Below are 17,098 nucleotides of genomic sequence, written 5' to 3' on the forward strand. Positions count from 1 at the left end.
TAACTGATTTTGTATCAAAACCCAGTTAATGACATAAGACAAGACTGGGCTTCTTCAGTATTGCCTTTTTTCGGGTCATCGGACAATCGAATTTCCAATTTCGATGATGTTTCACCTTGACATATTACCGCAGGACTTTTCAAAAATAAAATCTCCTACCTTCACTTAGGAGATTTTACGTGTTTGTTTTAATCGTTCAATTAACTGTTGTACCATATCTTTTGCGGTCATGTGAGTCGCCAATTCCCCATGTCGATACGCTTCAAGCAAAATATGTTTCAATTGCTCTGTTTCTGAAAGTGTATGCTTTTTCTCCATCACCCTTATCCCCCAATAATACACTGTCCCCCTGTAGCATAATAGCTACAGGGGGGCATATTTGTTATGATTGTTTCAACGCATACATAATTACGTCAATGACACGTTGTTGCTCGATCGTCATGCTTGAACCTGATGGCAAGCAAAGACCATTCGCAAACAATTCATCCGACACGCTCCAACCTTCTTCATGCGGGTAATACGTTACCCCGTCGAACACAGGCTGTAAATGAAGCGGCTTCCATACCGGATGGGCTTCGATGTTTTCAACTGCTATGGCGTTGATTATGATAGGTGAGGGCATCTCCTTTATCGAAATACACTGCATTCAAACACCCAAGAGGGATAATCATGCTAAAGTGAAACTAGAAGTCAACAATATTCTCTATAACCGAAAAATCCGAAATATTATTTTCATCCAATATAACGATCTTTGTATTTTCAAATAACAGAGGTGTCTCAAAAAGATTTTTTACACCCCACAAATTTAAGGCCACTACCAAAAGTTTGATAGGATTTTTTCTTTGAATATTGTACATTCTGTTAAATCTTACAGATATATCATCAAAAAAGTATTCGGGTAATTGATAATTTGGTAGAGAACTAATATTTATAAGGTACTCCTTTTCTTCTCCATCTTCAATAAATTTTAAATAAATATCTTGAGGATACAAAATTCTAAATACGTCTATTTCCTCAAGATGCTTTTTCTTCTGCTCCTGTTTACATTTTTTCAAATAGTCATACACTTCTTCAATGATTTTAGATTTGATGTTTTTCTCAAGCTCCCACTTCTCTAAAATATTTTGGTCTACCATAGCAAATCCACCTTTCTCGGTTTTACAAAAGAATCGTAAATCAAACCGGAATCCCCCCCCCTGCACCAGAACAACAAGTAGCTCTCTATTCCTTTTCTTTATAATTTCCCCAAGAAAACTCTCAAAGAATCTCGCCAATTCGACATTACTTTGAAACCATTTAATCTTAGTGCCAAATGCTCAAACACTGAATACTGTGGCCTTGGCGCTGGTCTCGGAAACTCTTTTGTCGTGCAAGGATTGACTTTAACTTCTATCCCTGCTTCCTCAAAAATTGCTTTCGCAAATTCATACCAAGAGCAATTCCCTGAATTGGAAACATGATAAACACCGTACTTTTCCGTTTGAATCATTTCCAAAATACAATTTGATAAATCGACTGTATATGTCGGACAGCCAACTTGATCATGAACTACCATTAACTCGTCTCGTTCTTGCGCTAACTTTAACATCGTCTTGACAAAATTATTTCCATGTTTCCCATATACCCAAGACGTTCTCACGATAAAAAACTTAGAGTGTAAGTCTCGAACAAACTGTTCCCCGGCTAATTTGCTTTTTCCGTATATACTAAGTGGATTCGTCGGCGCAAATTCGTTGTATGGGGTAGTTGCCATTCCATCAAAGACATAATCCGTGCTTATATAGACAAGTTTCGCTCCCACTGCTTCTGATACGACAGCAACATTTCTCGTCCCATATGCGTTAATTAAAAATGCTTGATCTGGCTCTGATTCTGCTAAATCGACTTTTGTATAGGCAGCCGCATGAATGACCACATCAGGACGAATTTCCGTAATGACCTGTTTCACTTGGTCAAAGTTTGTGATATCTAACTCTTCTCGTCCATAACCATAAACTTCATACCCTCTATCAGCAAGTAAATGGACTACATCGGTACCAAGCTGACCTTTTGCACCTGTTACAACCACTTTCATAGCTTGTCACCATACTGTTTTTGATAATAGTTCATATATTCACCGGATTTAATATTTTTCCACCATTCTTGGTTGTCGATATACCATTGAATCGTTTCAACGATACCCTTTTCAAAGGTATATTGCGGCTTCCAGCCAAGCTCTGTCATAATTTTCGTTGGATCAATTGCATAACGGCGGTCATGCCCTGGACGATCAGCAACATATTTAATTAAATCTTTGGAAACTCCGAGATTTTCAACGATTAGATGCACGATTTCATTATTTGTCCGTTCATTATGTCCGCCGATATTGTATACTTCCCCAGGTCTACCTTTATGAATCACTAAATCAATCGCCGCGCAATGGTCTTTAACATGCAACCAATCACGAATATTTTGACCGTCACCGTAAATTGGAAGTTCTTTTCCTTCCAACGCATTCGTAATCATTAACGGAATGAGTTTTTCAGGGAAGTGATACGGCCCATAGTTATTGGAACATCTCGTAATGTTCACATTGAGACCGTACGTTTCGTGATACGCTCTTACAAGCAAATCTCCGCCAGCTTTGCTTGCCGAATAAGGGCTATTCGGTGCTAATGGTGTTTCTTCTGTGAAATAACCGGTTTCCCCAAGTGTGCCGTACACTTCATCCGTTGAAATCTGTACATATTTCTTAATATTGTTGGCTTTCGCTACATCTAATAACGCTTGCGTGCCTAATACATTTGTTTTTACGAAAATATCAGGACCTGTAATACTGCGGTCTACATGCGATTCAGCCGCAAAGTTCACAATAAAGTCAATCTCGTGCGTTTTAACAAGATAATCCACTAGCTCACGGTTATTGATATCACCTTTCACAAACGTATAGTTCGGATGATTTTCAACATCCTTTAAGTTTTCAAGATTACCAGCATAAGTTAATAAATCATAATTGACTACTTTATAATTTGGATATTTCTCAAGCATGTAACGGACAAAGTTGCTGCCAATGAAACCTGCTCCGCCTGTAACTAAAAGATTCATTATTATCTCTCCCACTCAAAGTTGATTTCGGCATCTGCTAATAGTGGATGTTTCGTATCTTTTTCAGAAAGAATTGGATTCGTTGTCGGCCAGTCAATTCCTAACGCCGGATCATTCCAAAGAATACCGCGGTCATGTTCTGGAGAATAATATTCATCCACTTTATATTGCACTTCCGTATTTTCCACTAACGTACAAAACCCATGCGCAAACCCTTTTGGTACAAGCAATTGCCGCTTATTATCCGCACTTAAAATAAATCCTTGCCATTTTCCAAATGTCGGTGAACCTTTACGAATATCGACAACGACATCATAGATAGCCCCTCGAGTAACGCGCACTAATTTTGTTTGCGCCTTCGGATTTAACTGATAATGAAGTCCGCGAATCGTTCCAGCTTGTTGCGACAATGAATGATTATCTTGAATAAAATCAAAATCAAGTCCATATTCTGCAAAAAGCTTTTTATTGTAGCTTTCCATAAAAAACCCCCGGTGATCACCGAACACTTTTGGTTCAATCAATAACACACCGGGCAGTGAAGTCTCGATCACTTTCATAACAAGCACCCCATCATTTTATAAATAGATTGGTTTCTTCTTCTGATTCGCGATATCTATTAAATATTGGCCGTACTGGTTCTTTTTTAACGGCTCCGCTAACTTTAACAATTGTTCTCGCGTAATGTATCCTTTCACATAAGCGATTTCCTCCAGGCAAGCAACCTTTAAGCTTTGGCGTTTCTCGATTGTCTCGATAAATTGCGAAGCTTCAAGCAAAGATTCATGCGTGCCGGAATCCAGCCAAGAGAAACCTCGACCTAAAATTTCAACATGCAATTCGCCGAGTTCCAAATATTTTTTATTCACATCCGTAATTTCTAGTTCCCCACGTGCCGATGGACGAATATTTTTCGCAATTTCCACCACACGATTGTCATAAAAATACAACCCTGTTACCGCATAATTCGACTTAGGATTTTGTGGTTTCTCTTCAATAGAAATTACTTTTCCATTCTCATCAAACTCCACAACACCAAAACGTTCAGGATCCTTGACATAATAGCCGAAAATCGTTGCCCCAGTTTTGCGCTCAACCGCTCTCTGCAATAACTGAGTTAAACCATGACCGTAGAAAAGATTATCCCCTAAAATAAGCGCAACATTATCGTCACCAATAAACTCTTCACCAATAATAAATGCTTGTGCTAGACCATCCGGAGAAGGTTGCACGGCATAGGATAATGAGATTCCTAAGTCTGAGCCATCTCCTAGTAATTCTTTAAAACGTGGTGTGTCACTAGGAGTAGAAATAATCAAAATGTCTCGAATACCAGCCAACATCAAAACAGATAACGGATAGTAGATCATTGGCTTATCATAAACAGGCAATAATTGTTTAGATACTGCTTTTGTTAAAGGATAAAGACGGGTACCGCTACCGCCGGCTAAAACCATCCCCTTCATTATTAACAGCCCCTTAATTAACTTTCTAGAAATAATCGTTCATATTCACTGACAATTTTCTTCCATGAATACTCACTAACAATACGATTTTTTGCTTTCTTTCCGAACAGATCTATCTGCTCTTGATCATATTGATCTGCCATATTAATCAATTGACTTAACGAACCTTGTTCTTTTGTAAAGTATACTGCCCCGTCGGCACCTACCTCTTTATTAAAAACAACATCTAGTAACAAGTTAATCTTTGTGGATGCTAAAGCTTCTAGTAGAGAGGGATTTGTTCCCCCGACCTCATGACCGTGTAAATATCCGTAAGCTTGCTCACGAATTTTCTTTAAAAGTTCCTGATCATAAACAGTCCCAACAAACTTAATGCGAGGATCGCGATCAAATTTTGTTTTTTCAAGCAATTGCTGATAAAAAATATTTTGCTCGACATTTGAAATAATCACTAAATCCTTTTTAGTATCAGATGCTATAAACTCTCGAATCATTAGTTCATAGTTATTTTCAGGAACAAAACGTCCTACAATTAAATAATATTCAAACGGCTTTACCTGATGTTGACGATACCAATCAACTAGCTTCGCATCATCATCTGCAAGTGAAGATGCCTTCACATCCGCTCCATAAGCAATAAACGTAGTTTTAGGACGATATTGTCTATATTCATTTTGAATGTACGACTCAATCCCACGCGAATCGCATACTAATAAATCTGCATGTTTCACCATTAAACGCTCAGAAAATTTCCAATAACGTTTAATCCAATAATTCCATTTACTTCGTTTCCATTCATGGCCATCAGGATTTACAAACACCTTTACCTCCATTTTTTCTAGCTGTTTCTTATAGAAAGCAAAAAACGGACCAATTCGACAAGCTAAGACGTAGACAATGCTGTTAGTTAGATTGTTTTCTTTAATGTATCGAATACATTCCTTCAAACTTATTAAATCATAAAAAACTGCTTTCGCACTTCCCACATCAGGAACCTTTACATTAAAACATCTAGCATTGTTATAATAAAATTCATCGTTATTCTCCCCTAAACATGAAACATGGTAAGTGATATTTTCACTTACCTTTCTTTTCGTCAAATATTCTACAAACGTCTCAAAACCGCCGTATTTGGCAGGGATACCTTTTGAACCTATAATAAAAATATTTTTCATAACAAAATCAACTCGCTCTTTTATTTTGTAGCAACCGCTCATATATATTAATTAGTTTTTCATAATACTTCTTCTGCGAAAATTCTTCTTTAAATGATAAGCAATTGTTAACCATATTTAAATAATCTTGAGACTTAACATCTATATTAAGCATTTTGTTAACAGCATTTTTAAGGCTTTCTATATTGTTATATTCAAAAATAAAACCTGTTTGATTCTCCTTTATATTTTCTGGAATTCCTCCAAGATTACTTCCAATAACAGGAGTCCCAGTACTATAAGATTCAATAATGGTTAATCCAAATACTTCATGCCAAACTGAAGGAATTATCGTTGCTTTACTGGACTTTATTTCATTTACAAGTTCTTCGCCTCTTTTAAAACCCAGAAATATTACATTTTTAATATTTTCTCTTTTGACTCGCTCTTTCAACCTACCTTCATCCGGACCTATACCAATAATCTTTAAAGTAAACTCCTTATCTATACTTTTCTTGACATCTAGTAATAAATCTAGTCCCTTTTCTGAAGATAGTCGCCCATAATACAACATTGTATTATTATCTTTCTTTAATTGTTTAGAAATAACCTTGGTCCCCTGTAGAAAATCATTGGTAATAAAATTTGGTAAATGTATTAATTTTTCTCTTTTAAATCCCCCTTTAACTAATTGTTCAAGCATAAAATTACTAGGACAAATAATATAATCAGCTAAATTATAAGATTTTCTCAATTTATGATAATAAGCCTCAATTGTTAGCAGAGTACTGAACAAGACGGAGTTTTTATGACATTTATTTATTGCACAGTTATAAAATTTACCCTCTATACATTTGGTACAAATTTGACCTTTAATGAGCAATTTATAATTAGGACAAATTACTTTGTAATCATGGGAAGTGAAAACAGTAGGAATATTATATTTTTTTAGAGCATGAAAGATGGAGGGTGTTAATTGATGATATATTAAATTAACATGTGCAATATCAGGTTTGGTATCTTCAATTAACTTACATAACTTTTTATACGCTTCATGAGAATTAATTAATTTAAGCGCATTTTTTATTTTTCTTAGTTTGTTACTACCTTCGTAATCTACATTCTCTACAAAATACTTTTCATAATCCGATTGAAAATTTTTTTCATCCTTCATGCTAAAATCTATAACCTCATGACCATTGTCTTCTAACATTTTTTTTAAACCAAAAAAATATGTTTCACTTCCGCCTTTAATATAAAAAAACTTATTTATTAATAAAATTTTCAAGTTTATCACCTTGCGTTATTGATATATACTCTTTAAGTTGTTTATATCTATTTTCCCACGTATTTTTTGATGCGTATTCTTTATAATACTCTGGATCAGTTCTCTGGTTTAAAATCTCTCTTATAAGAAAAATAAATTCTTCAGTATTTTTATATAATATCGCAGGAGACTTCATCTCTCTTACTTCATTTAAATCTCTTGCAATAACAGGCAACCCTGCAGCAAAATATTCATAAAGTTTTAAGGGATGGATACTATTTGTTAATCGGTTATCTATAAATGGCATAATGCCTACATTTGCATAGTTAAGATAATTTGGAATCTCTTCGTGTGGTTTTTTCCCAAGCAAAAAAATATTTCTATAATTAGAAAATAATTTTTTTGCCTTTACATTAATATTTCCAATCATTATAAAAGCGACATCAACTAATTTATCTGCAGCGTCTAAAATTAATTTATAATCAAACCAGTCTTCCATAGCACCAACATAAACAACTTTTGGCATATTAATATTTTTATATTCTGATGGTTCTGTAAAATTATTCTTATTAAACCGATCTAAGTCTACACCATTTGGTAAATAAAATACATTTTTATTATATTTATAGGCCTTATCTAGTAAATTTTTTGCGCTAACAACCACTAGATCCGACTTTTTTATAACTTCATTTTGTAAATATATCATGTTTTTATAGGCGCCTGTAAAACCAGAAAAATCATCTGCCATTCGGTGGATCATTAATTTATAATTAACTTGATTACTTAATTCAAACATTTTTACGTTCGTCATCCATAGAATATCTGTATCTTTTATATTTATTTGATCTGAAATAGCTTTGGTCAGATACCTTGTATAATTTTTTGCCCAAAACTTTGTATTTAATATAGGTAATTTACAAAATGGTAAAAAAACCTTAGGATAATATACTTTAAATCTATCATTTAACACTCTTGAATGCTTACGACTATAAAGATATGAATGCGGGTTGTTAACCCAATTTATTGAATAACCATCATAATAAAAGTGTTTTGCATAATAATGACTTCCAACCTGAAATACTGTATCCGTATCCATGTATTCACACATTAATATATCCATATTATCAAACCTTTTCTTGAATTTTTTTTAAAGTAATTAAAATAGCACCGGAATATAAAAATATATACAACATTTCATAGCTTGCAACAGAATCCATGAGACAAATAATAGATAACCCAATTAAAAAACCAATAGTTTTTTTGTTATTTATCCAGATTTTACCTATAAACATTATAAAAAATATTAAATAAAAAATTCCACCAATCCATCCAAATTTCATAAATTCATTTAAAAATTGATTATGAGCATTAGTAAAAGGCCAATTCCCATAAAAATCTGTATATAAATAATTTTCTTCTGTAATTTGAATCACTCCAAATGGATGATTGTAAATAAAGTTAATTGCTGCTTCCCAAATATACAACCTTGCCCCTAAAGTAAAGATATTTCTATTTGTAAAAACCAATTCTACAAAATTTATTATAGTAAGACAGGAAATTCCTATAATCATTAAATATATTATTGCTTTTATATACTTTTTTATTTTTCTAAATTCCATCAAAAATACTATTGTAATAACGGATGCAAATAAGACAGTCATAGAATTTGAAAAATATATATTTAATATTAAAAGGAGGGTATAGATAACCTTTTTTACTGTATTATAACGATCATTTAATAATATAAATACTATTCCTATCATACAGAAAGTAGCATACCTAGATTTATGACTCATAAACCATGTTAATCTACCTTCATTAAATTGATTGATAAACTCCTGTGTGGGAATAAAAGTAAATAATGAATGTAAAGTAAACTCTATTTTACTATAACCTAAAGAATACATAATTAAAGCCAATATAGAAACAATGACAAATATTTTGCTAGTAAAGTAAAAAATTTCTCTTGAGTAATTCTTATTGTCTAGTTCAATAATTAATACAATAAAAGTAATATATGGTATTATATTCAGCAAAGCAAAAGGGAATTTTTCGATATTAATTATTAATCCTTCTACAAAAGAAATAAGTGAATATGTTAGAATTGTAATAATAAACAGCTTATTTTTTTTATTTATTAAGTGACTTTTCTTTACATTCTTTATAGAGAAGACAAAAATATAAAAAAGACTAAAAAATGTAGATGCATAAATATAAAGATCATATTTAATGCCAATGTTATCTACTAAAATTACTCCGAAAGTAAAAAAGTACAAAAATTTTAAAAAAAATGTATTTGGATTCAACACTAGATTAAATTTATAACTATTCACATGCTGATACATAAATACCCAACCTTACATTAAAGTGAATTCGATTATTTCTTTTAAAAATTACGGTACTCTTAATTTCTAAAAAATATATATATTTTACATTAAATCTTTAAATAATATTTTTGTTAAAGCTTCTAATAGTTACTATCATAATTACACTTATTACTACCAAATCAAAGAAAGTAATCAAGCTTAATTTTCTGGCATGCTTAACCGCTAGCCAACCGGGTTAATACTACTCCTTAGATTAATCAAACAATTGGGTAGAACATCCATAAACCAATGGGCATGGATTGACCTCCTAATTTTGATACAATCTCTCTTATTTTAGGTTATTCTTAAAATTTCTCTTTTTTCTTAGACAAGATAAAGTAAATCCTCTTGCCTTATACACGAATCTCTTTCATTTTTAAAGATTCTGTTTGTACTCTCTCATAAAACTTATGTGATGAAAGATCAAGAATACTCGAATGAACCCTTCGTTCATTATAAAATCGCATGTAATCCATCACAGCTCGCTCAAGAAGTCCACCGTACCCAGTTGTCCCCACGATAGTACAGTCTGGCTAATAGTGCAGTTTTTACTTATTTACATTCTTTATGCAAAACAACACCAATTCTCCCATAACTAAACTTTGTATTCTCGACTATATTGGCTGAAAGTATGGAAAATAAGAGTTATGAAGTATATAAAACTTTGTTATCGGTGTTTGTCAACATAGTTGTCGCATTAACTACTTTAGTATTTTAAAAGATTCCTCAAATCTCAAGTTCAATCAAGCTACCGCGCTTCGCTTGCTGGCCTGTTGATTTTATATACATGCACTTTAAAGTAATGACTTCTGTATGAACACCCTTTTCCATGGCTATACTGCTCCTACATACTCATGTATAAAAGGAGCGGAAATGACATGAAACGTCTTAAAATTACGAATGATCACGGCTGGACGCCTCGAACCCTTCGGAAACAAGAACGGAAAATCAAAGATGCTTCTCTTCGTGCTCGGGTTACCGCCGTTCGCCTCGTCATGGAAGGGTATCTCGGAAAAGATGTCGCGAAAATGGTCAACCTATGCCGTCAATCGGTTGCTCTCTACGTCTCACGCTTTAACGAAGGGGGTCTCGATCGTTTACTCGATCGCCGCTTGCCACCCGGTCGTATGCCGTTTCTTACAGAAGAACAACAACAAGAAATCAGACAACTTGTGTTAACCACCACCCCTGTGGAGGTCGGCTGGGGCATTGCTTCGTCATGGAACACACGCCTGTTGCAATCTTACATTCAACAAACCTATGACGTTTCGATGTCACGCGAAGGCATTCGTAAGTTATTGCATCGTCTTCGCTTGTCATGGACACGCCCGACGTATAAGCTCGTCAAAGGCGATCCAGTGCTTCAAGCGGCCTTTGAAAAGGAACTCGAGTTTATAAAAAAAAACTAATCACGGAGGAAATGGTTCTGCTTTATGTCGATGAAACACATGTTCGTGCCTATCAAGCGCTTCGTACGACATGGGCAGAAGTAGGGAATCAAAAGCAGGTGCCAAGCTACGGTCACCACGCCCATGTTTCCATTTTTGGCGCCGTCGACGTTCAACAAGGCGATGTCGTGTTTCATCGCGCCTCATCCGCCAATGCCGAAACGTTCCTCGACTTTTTGCGCCTGTTGAACGAGAAATATGCGGATCGATTTATCGTGCTTGTATTGGACAATGCGCGTATTCATCATGCCAACATGGTGCAAGCTTTCCTTGATAGTGATGAGGGCACCGCCTTTCACTTTATCTTTTTGCCACCGTATTCCCCACAGTTAAACCCAATTGAGCGGTTATGGAAGTGGCTGAAAGATGACGTCATCGCCAATGTCTTGCATAAAGATCAAAACGATATTGCCCAGTCGATTACTCGTTTTGAACAATACGTCTTACAGCACCCAGATGAGGTGTTACGCCGCATCGGGTGTGCTGCGTGAACCAGAGGTTAAAATTTTAAATTGGATGTATATAGTCGAAAGGAAAAGCATTCTTTCAACTAAAATCAACAGGGTAATAAAGAAGATCACGATTTCCTTGATTCCTTATTTTTTCCTTCATCTCGCATTGGATTGAGTGCCACCTTTTTAATTGGTTTCCAGTTCCTTGTACTCCTTGCCCAACGTTCTGGGTGTTTAGCCTTTGCAGTTTCGTATACTTCTTGTCGCTTTTCCAATATAGCTATGTGTTCTCCTGCATGACACTGTGATGGTGTCACAAATTTCAAGCCACTATGCAGGTGAATTTCGTTATACCAATAAATAAATTGCTGTGCCCATTCCCTTGCCTCTACAAGTGACGCAAAGCCTTTGTGTGGGTAATCCGGTCGATATTTGAGTGTTCGAAACATCGCTTCTGAATATGGATTATCATTACTTACACGTGGTCTTGAAAAAGAGCTTTGGATGCCCAACTTCTCTAGTAAACTTAGAAAAGTCTCAGCTTTCATCGGGCTACCATTATCTGAATGCAATACAAGTGGTGCACCTTTAATTTTTTCATTGATAACTGCTTTCTTCACAAGCGTTTCAGCGTGTTTAGCCTCTTCTGTTTCCCAAACTTCCCAGCCAACTGCTTTTCTACTAAATAGATCAATAATTAAGTAGAGTCGATAATATAATCCCTTCACAGGTCCAGGTAGCCATGTAATATCCCATGTCCACACTTTATTTGGCGATGTCGCTAAGTGACTTTCTGGAATTCTTTTCTCTGGTTTTTGGCTACGTCCACGATGATGTTGCATTTTTTCCTCACGTAATACTCGATAAAATGTAGATTCAGATGCAATATAAGTTCCGTTGTCTGCGAGTTTTGGAACTATTTGTGTCGGCGGTAAATCAACGTATTCTTCCTGTTTAACAACCCTTAATATTTCCGTTTTTTCTTCCTCCGATAACTTATTTTTAGGGACGGGTCTTTTCGCTAGTGGACGCTGATCAACTTTTACATCTCCATCTTCCACCCAGCGTTGATACGTACGAACACTGATATGAAGCTCCTCACAAGCCTTCTCCAATCGCGCACCATTTCGATTGGCTTCCTGGATGAGTTCAACTGCTAATGCGCGATCTGACGGGCTGATCATTCTTCCTCGGGCTCCCCCCAAATCGCTTGGGCCTTTTTTCGCAAAAGTAATAATGCCGCAGCTTCAGCCAGTGCCTTTTCCTTCTTTTGGAGTTCCTTTTCTAATTGCTTGGCACGCTTTTGTTCTTCCTTCAATGCTCCATTTATCTGTTTAGCTTGATCAAACGCCTGACCGTTTGCCTGGAGGCAAACACGTTTCCATGCATCAATTTGTTCTCGATAGAGCCCTTTTTTACGACAATACTCGGCCAGTTCCAATTCGTTCATTGAAAATGTCTCCATCACAACTAAAAACTTGTCTTCACTACTCCATTTGTCGCTTGTGCGTCCATTGCCAGGTGCTATCCCACCAGCCTCACGGGCTTCTTTACGCCACTTGTACAATGACGCATCTGAGATGCCCATTTCTTCTGCAATTTGTGATACAGATTCATTATTTGGTGGCATCATGCGCTTGACCACGGCCTCTTTTTGTTCTTTCGTATATCGTACTCCATGTTTCCTTGTCATATCGATCAACCTCCGTGTTAGTTACTTAACTATACACTAAAGTATCGTACGACATCTATCCTAACAGAGAGGGTTATTAAGATTAGCAAGTCTTCTGAATCCTTTAAGGTATAGCTTTATTGGAATTTTATAAAGTATATAAACATCCACACTTACAAAACCTTCCCTTTTGCTTTAAAAATTTTATTAAAGAAATAAGCATTTATAAAAATTGTCACAAAATAAGTAAAAGAATTTGCAATAGCTGCACCATACATACCATAATTATTTATTAGTATATAATTCAAAATAATGTTAAACATAAGAGAAATTAAACTAACATAAAAATTCACGTCTGATCTCCCAATGCTCATTAGTGTCATTCCCTTGGGAGAATATAGACTCCAACATACAAACCCTATTAATAGTATTTCAAAATAAGTGACTGAATTCTGATAACTAATACCAAAAACAAAAGGAAGAATGAATGGAGCAGATATTGCTGCTAATACTGCTACCGAAACCGCGAGAAATGTATTACGCACTTGATAAATCCTAAGAATATCTTGAACGTTCCTTATATTATTAGAGACCTTTGAGATTTTTGGTACCATAATTTGCCCTAGAGTAGATGGTATCAACATCATTGTTGTAACAATTAATTGTGCTATACCATAATATCCAATTTCTTCAGTGTCATTTATTAGGTGATTTGCCATAATTATATTTGTGTTTGATAATAAGACACCTAATAAGTTAGCACCAAATGCAAAAAACGCAATATTAAAGATCCTCTTTACAATTCCTTTCGAGATTTTAATAGAAAAAATTGATACTAATTCCTTTTTAATAAAAGGAACGGTCATTAACAATGAAATAAAGTTTAAAATAACTAAAGACCATATATAACCATGTAATCCTGATAAATATGCACATAATGTACTAAATATAATTATAATAATCTTTGATAAGCTTTGGATATAAGACATTTGTTTTATTTTTTGCTGTGCCTGTAAATAAACAATAATTAAATTTATTAGAGTTAATATTGGAACTAAGAAGATATATATTTTCAAGAGCTTATTAATAGTACTATCAATATTTAATAATGAAAAATGCTCAATAGCTAAAATTAGTATGATTAAACTAAAAGAGCTGAATATCGTCAAAATAAATCCGATATTAAAAATGTTTACTTTCTCTTTATCTTCAATACCCTCTGAACATAACTTCAAAATAGATGTATTTATCCCTAACGATGCAATTATTAGAAATATATTCAAATAAGATTGTAAAATTTTTATTACTCCAATATCCTCAACACTTAATATCCTTGTTAAAAATATCTGTCCTCCAAAACCAGCTATTTGGATTAATAGATTTGCAGATAAAAGATGAAAAAATCCTATTCCCCGAGCAATTCCTAAAAGTGATAAAAGACGTTCTTTTATATGTACCACTCTAATCCTCTCTCATATCTTTAATATCATCATATATTCGTTTATACAGAGAAAAAATGGAATTAAAATACTCTTCAGATTTAAAGTTATTAATCTTTCGCTTGGAATATTCATAATTATCTATTATATTCAGCGTTTTACTACATAAATCATCTATATTTCTCGATTCAAATAATACTGTCCCTTCGGGTCTTTCACATACATTACTTGCTATAGCTGGAATACCCGCATAGATTGCCTCAGCTATCGAAATTCCATAACTATCTGTATTTGTTGGTCTTATAAATAATTTTGATCTTTTTAATATTGGAAATAACTCTGTATCTTTTACTTCATAAATACAAATATATTTATTGAGTTTATACTGTTGAATTTTTTTCTGAAGGAGGTTGTAATATTCTTTTTCATCCTTAGTCTGTTCATTTACCCCAAGGACTGCTAGTAACAATTGTACATTATAACCTTTATGATTAACTAAGTAATTTAGCAGTTCTATTAATAAATCAAAACCATACATATCCTCATTATTAAAAAACTTTATATTTCCATTGGCAGTAATTAAAAAGTTGCTATTTTGAACAAACTTTTTTACATTATCTGGTATTAAATTATAATCCCCTTCGTCTTCAAAAGGATGCATATAGCTATGGATGAATTTAATTTTTAAATCAGAAACAAATTGACTTAATTTTTCTTTTTCATTCGAGCCAACACATATAAATTGGTCAATTCGTTTAATACAGTATTTAAAAAGTAACTTTTCTATAAGATTATAAGACTGTGGATCGTCTCTAAAGCTATGATAAGTTAAAATCGTTTTATATTTAAGGATTTTTGATAGAAAGACAAGTATAGCAATTAACTTAAAATTTCTATCGTGAAAATGTAAAATATCATATTTTTCTTTTAAAATATAAAATAATATGCTTTTTGTTTTGCATAATTTAAGCCCTTTTCTTTTCTTATTTAAAACTCCTGTATTGGAATATATATGAACTTCAACATTTTGGTCTACTAAATTCTTTGCCAATCTTTTTATATGAATTGATCGGCCACCGTAGGGAGGAGGATAAGTTCCAAATAAAGCTATTTTTTTTATCATAAACTCTCCATCCAATTCATTTTATCTTTTATTTCCAATAGTTATTTTAATTAAAAGTTCCTTGCTAAAAGGTATGGTTATCTTTTTGCTCGATTGCTTATAACCATATGAATTTGAAACCCAACAATTATCTATTTTGAGATCTCGCATATAATCAAATTCAATACATATACTTCCTTTTTCAAGTACAACTTTATTTTCACTTAGTTTGACCTCTACATCTGGAGATAAGATTAACGTGAGTTGAGCATTTTTATTTGTATCCCCAATTAACTGATCTTTTATTAAAACACTATTTTCCTCTAATAATACAGTTCGTTTATGAATAATATTGCACTTTTCTTTAAATCCTATATGCGTCCCCTCAAAAAAGTTCATGTTAAATCCGTGGTTTTTAGCATATGTTTGCTCCTTCATATAAAACAAGTTATATTCTTCAAAATCATTTTGTTCAAATTTCTCTACTTGCACCGTACTGTGCATTTCTGTACTACGAAAAAGGTTTCTCATTTTGTAGTCAGCAGTATAGACATACGAGCCAGGATCAATAATGAAATCCTCCCCGTCTACGTTGAGTTCAAAACTTAACTGATCATTATGACTATGGACTCCATCCCCTCTGAATGAAAGTTCTCCACATCTAATACAACAATAAACCTGATCATTTCTTAAAATATAATATCCTCCGTCTTTATAAGCAATGGATGTTAATGGTTCAGACTTTTCTACATTGTCTTTATAGTTTTTGTAAATCCATAGCGTATCCTCAATATAGTCTTTTCCATAATACCGGAAGTCATCTCGATCAAATAGCTCTCCTGCTATACCTAGTAAATGGCGGAAATCGTTTCTTATCCATGTGCTATAATTAGATAAAATTAATAACCTACCATCATCAGCGTCACCAATGATTGGAGCTAATCCATTTGGCTTCGTGATATTCATAATAAATTCACACATTTTTTCCAACCTAGCCATGTAATCCTTAGTGAAATATATATTGTTCTTATTACATAGCACCGTAGTCTTTAAAAATAATTCTGTTACCAATCGATGATAAGAAGTAGAGGCTTCGTAATTTGTACCATCTGGATTATTTTGAACAAACATTTCTTTTTCTAATTCACTAAGTCCATAGTCAAGCCACTTTTTAGGATTGTTGCTCTTATTTCGATCATTTACAATAAATGAACCAAAATAAAGACCAAGCCAAACTAGTCCGACAATATTAGATAAGTAATGATTTCCGGTATGTGGTCCTTTATTTTCTAAGTTTTTAATAATAAATCGACCGTGTAGATATAGAGACTTATGGAATTTAATCCAAAAGCTCTTATCTATGGATTGAGCATCTTTAAAAAAGAAATAAGCTGCAATCCAATTGACAGCCCTTATTGCAACATCCATTGTACAAGTCCAATTGACTGACATCTCAATCGGATTTTTTTCTATCCAATCTTCTATTTCTTCTTTAAACTCTATGGCATATTTTTCATCGTTAGTTAACCAATAAGCCTTACCTAACGTAAACAGATGTTGAAAACGAGATAATTCCCAAGGAACTTTAACATCTGTATGAGTAAAATGTTTGTGGGAGAAAAAAAGACAGGTTCCTGATTTGGTATAA

At 33.8% G+C, this 17,098-nt stretch carries 16 protein-coding genes and 1 pseudogene; 2 read left to right on the plus strand and 15 right to left on the minus strand.

Annotated features, from left to right (window positions below; all coding sequences use genetic code 11):
* Positions 1–165: 165 nt before the first annotated feature.
* From ACYQY7_RS11750 to ACYQY7_RS11800, 11 genes and pseudogenes are all read right to left on the minus strand, one after another.
* Positions 166–318, minus strand: a complete 153-nt coding sequence (locus ACYQY7_RS11750) for a hypothetical protein (RefSeq protein WP_461202260.1) — start codon at positions 316–318, stop codon at positions 166–168.
* A gap of 64 nt (positions 319–382) precedes the next feature.
* Positions 383–607: pseudogene (locus ACYQY7_RS11755) on the minus strand (DegT/DnrJ/EryC1/StrS family aminotransferase); the annotation flags it as partial.
* Between the two features lie 76 nt (positions 608–683).
* On the minus strand, positions 684–1,136 hold the full coding sequence (locus ACYQY7_RS11760) for a hypothetical protein (RefSeq protein ID WP_461202262.1): 453 nt from the start codon (positions 1,134–1,136) through the stop codon (positions 684–686).
* Between the two features lie 98 nt (positions 1,137–1,234).
* On the minus strand, positions 1,235–2,074 hold the full coding sequence (gene rfbD, locus ACYQY7_RS11765; RefSeq protein ID WP_461202264.1) for a dTDP-4-dehydrorhamnose reductase: 840 nt from the start codon (positions 2,072–2,074) through the stop codon (positions 1,235–1,237).
* The gene (gene rfbB, locus ACYQY7_RS11770) at positions 2,071–3,084 is read right to left on the minus strand and encodes a dTDP-glucose 4,6-dehydratase (RefSeq protein ID WP_461202266.1); all 1,014 of its coding nucleotides are present in this window, start codon (positions 3,082–3,084) and stop codon (positions 2,071–2,073) included. Before rfbB ends, rfbD begins: the two co-directional genes overlap by 4 nt.
* Positions 3,085–3,086: 2 nt before the next feature.
* On the minus strand, positions 3,087–3,644 hold the full coding sequence (gene rfbC / locus ACYQY7_RS11775) for a dTDP-4-dehydrorhamnose 3,5-epimerase (protein WP_461202268.1): 558 nt from the start codon (positions 3,642–3,644) through the stop codon (positions 3,087–3,089).
* Positions 3,645–3,662: 18 nt separating this feature from the next.
* Positions 3,663–4,550 carry a glucose-1-phosphate thymidylyltransferase RfbA gene (rfbA, locus tag ACYQY7_RS11780; protein WP_461202270.1) on the minus strand — a complete coding sequence of 296 codons (888 nt, stop codon included), beginning with the start codon at positions 4,548–4,550 and terminating at the stop codon, positions 3,663–3,665.
* Between the two features lie 17 nt (positions 4,551–4,567).
* Entirely contained in the window at positions 4,568–5,725 is a 1,158-nt protein-coding gene (gene cps2T / locus ACYQY7_RS11785; protein WP_461202272.1) for a beta 1-4 rhamnosyltransferase Cps2T, read from the minus strand.
* 7 nt (positions 5,726–5,732) lie between these two features.
* Positions 5,733–6,992 carry a glycosyltransferase gene (locus tag ACYQY7_RS11790; RefSeq protein ID WP_461202274.1) on the minus strand — a complete coding sequence of 420 codons (1,260 nt, stop codon included), beginning with the start codon at positions 6,990–6,992 and terminating at the stop codon, positions 5,733–5,735.
* On the minus strand, positions 6,970–8,067 hold the full coding sequence (locus ACYQY7_RS11795; RefSeq protein WP_461202276.1) for a glycosyltransferase: 1,098 nt from the start codon (positions 8,065–8,067) through the stop codon (positions 6,970–6,972). Before ACYQY7_RS11795 ends, ACYQY7_RS11790 begins: the two co-directional genes overlap by 23 nt.
* A 28-nt stretch (positions 8,068–8,095) precedes the next feature.
* Positions 8,096–9,316: an O-antigen ligase family protein gene (locus ACYQY7_RS11800; RefSeq protein WP_461202278.1), complete on the minus strand. Its 1,221-nt coding sequence runs from the start codon at positions 9,314–9,316 to the stop codon at positions 8,096–8,098.
* Positions 9,317–10,215: 899 nt separating this feature from the next.
* On the opposite strand from ACYQY7_RS11800, the gene ACYQY7_RS11805 reads away from it, so the two are divergent.
* Together ACYQY7_RS11805 and ACYQY7_RS11810 are read left to right on the plus strand one after the other, a co-directional pair.
* Positions 10,216–10,746 carry a helix-turn-helix domain-containing protein gene (locus tag ACYQY7_RS11805; RefSeq protein WP_461202280.1) on the plus strand — a complete coding sequence of 177 codons (531 nt, stop codon included), beginning with the start codon at positions 10,216–10,218 and terminating at the stop codon, positions 10,744–10,746.
* Positions 10,747–10,757: 11 nt separating this feature from the next.
* On the plus strand, positions 10,758–11,276 hold the full coding sequence (locus ACYQY7_RS11810) for an IS630 family transposase (protein WP_461202282.1): 519 nt from the start codon (positions 10,758–10,760) through the stop codon (positions 11,274–11,276).
* A gap of 86 nt (positions 11,277–11,362) precedes the next feature.
* Here ACYQY7_RS11810 and ACYQY7_RS11815 read toward each other — a convergent pair.
* The 4 genes from ACYQY7_RS11815 to ACYQY7_RS11830 all read right to left on the minus strand — a co-directional run.
* Positions 11,363–12,870 (minus strand): IS3 family transposase gene (locus tag ACYQY7_RS11815; protein ID WP_461202289.1). Its coding sequence is split into 2 segments (ribosomal slippage): positions 11,363–12,450 and positions 12,450–12,870, totalling 1,509 coding nucleotides; the frame shifts between segments, so codons are not numbered across the junction.
* A gap of 212 nt (positions 12,871–13,082) precedes the next feature.
* The gene (locus ACYQY7_RS11820) at positions 13,083–14,369 is read right to left on the minus strand and encodes a flippase (protein ID WP_461202284.1); all 1,287 of its coding nucleotides are present in this window, start codon (positions 14,367–14,369) and stop codon (positions 13,083–13,085) included.
* A gap of 1 nt (position 14,370) precedes the next feature.
* The gene (locus tag ACYQY7_RS11825; protein ID WP_461202286.1) at positions 14,371–15,471 is read right to left on the minus strand and encodes a glycosyltransferase family 4 protein; all 1,101 of its coding nucleotides are present in this window, start codon (positions 15,469–15,471) and stop codon (positions 14,371–14,373) included.
* A gap of 21 nt (positions 15,472–15,492) precedes the next feature.
* The coding region (locus tag ACYQY7_RS11830; protein WP_461202287.1) for an alginate lyase family protein at positions 15,493–17,098 on the minus strand (1,606 nt) is incomplete at its 5' end.

The sequence above is a fragment of the Anoxybacillus sp. TBDG-1 genome, from assembly GCF_054815885.1.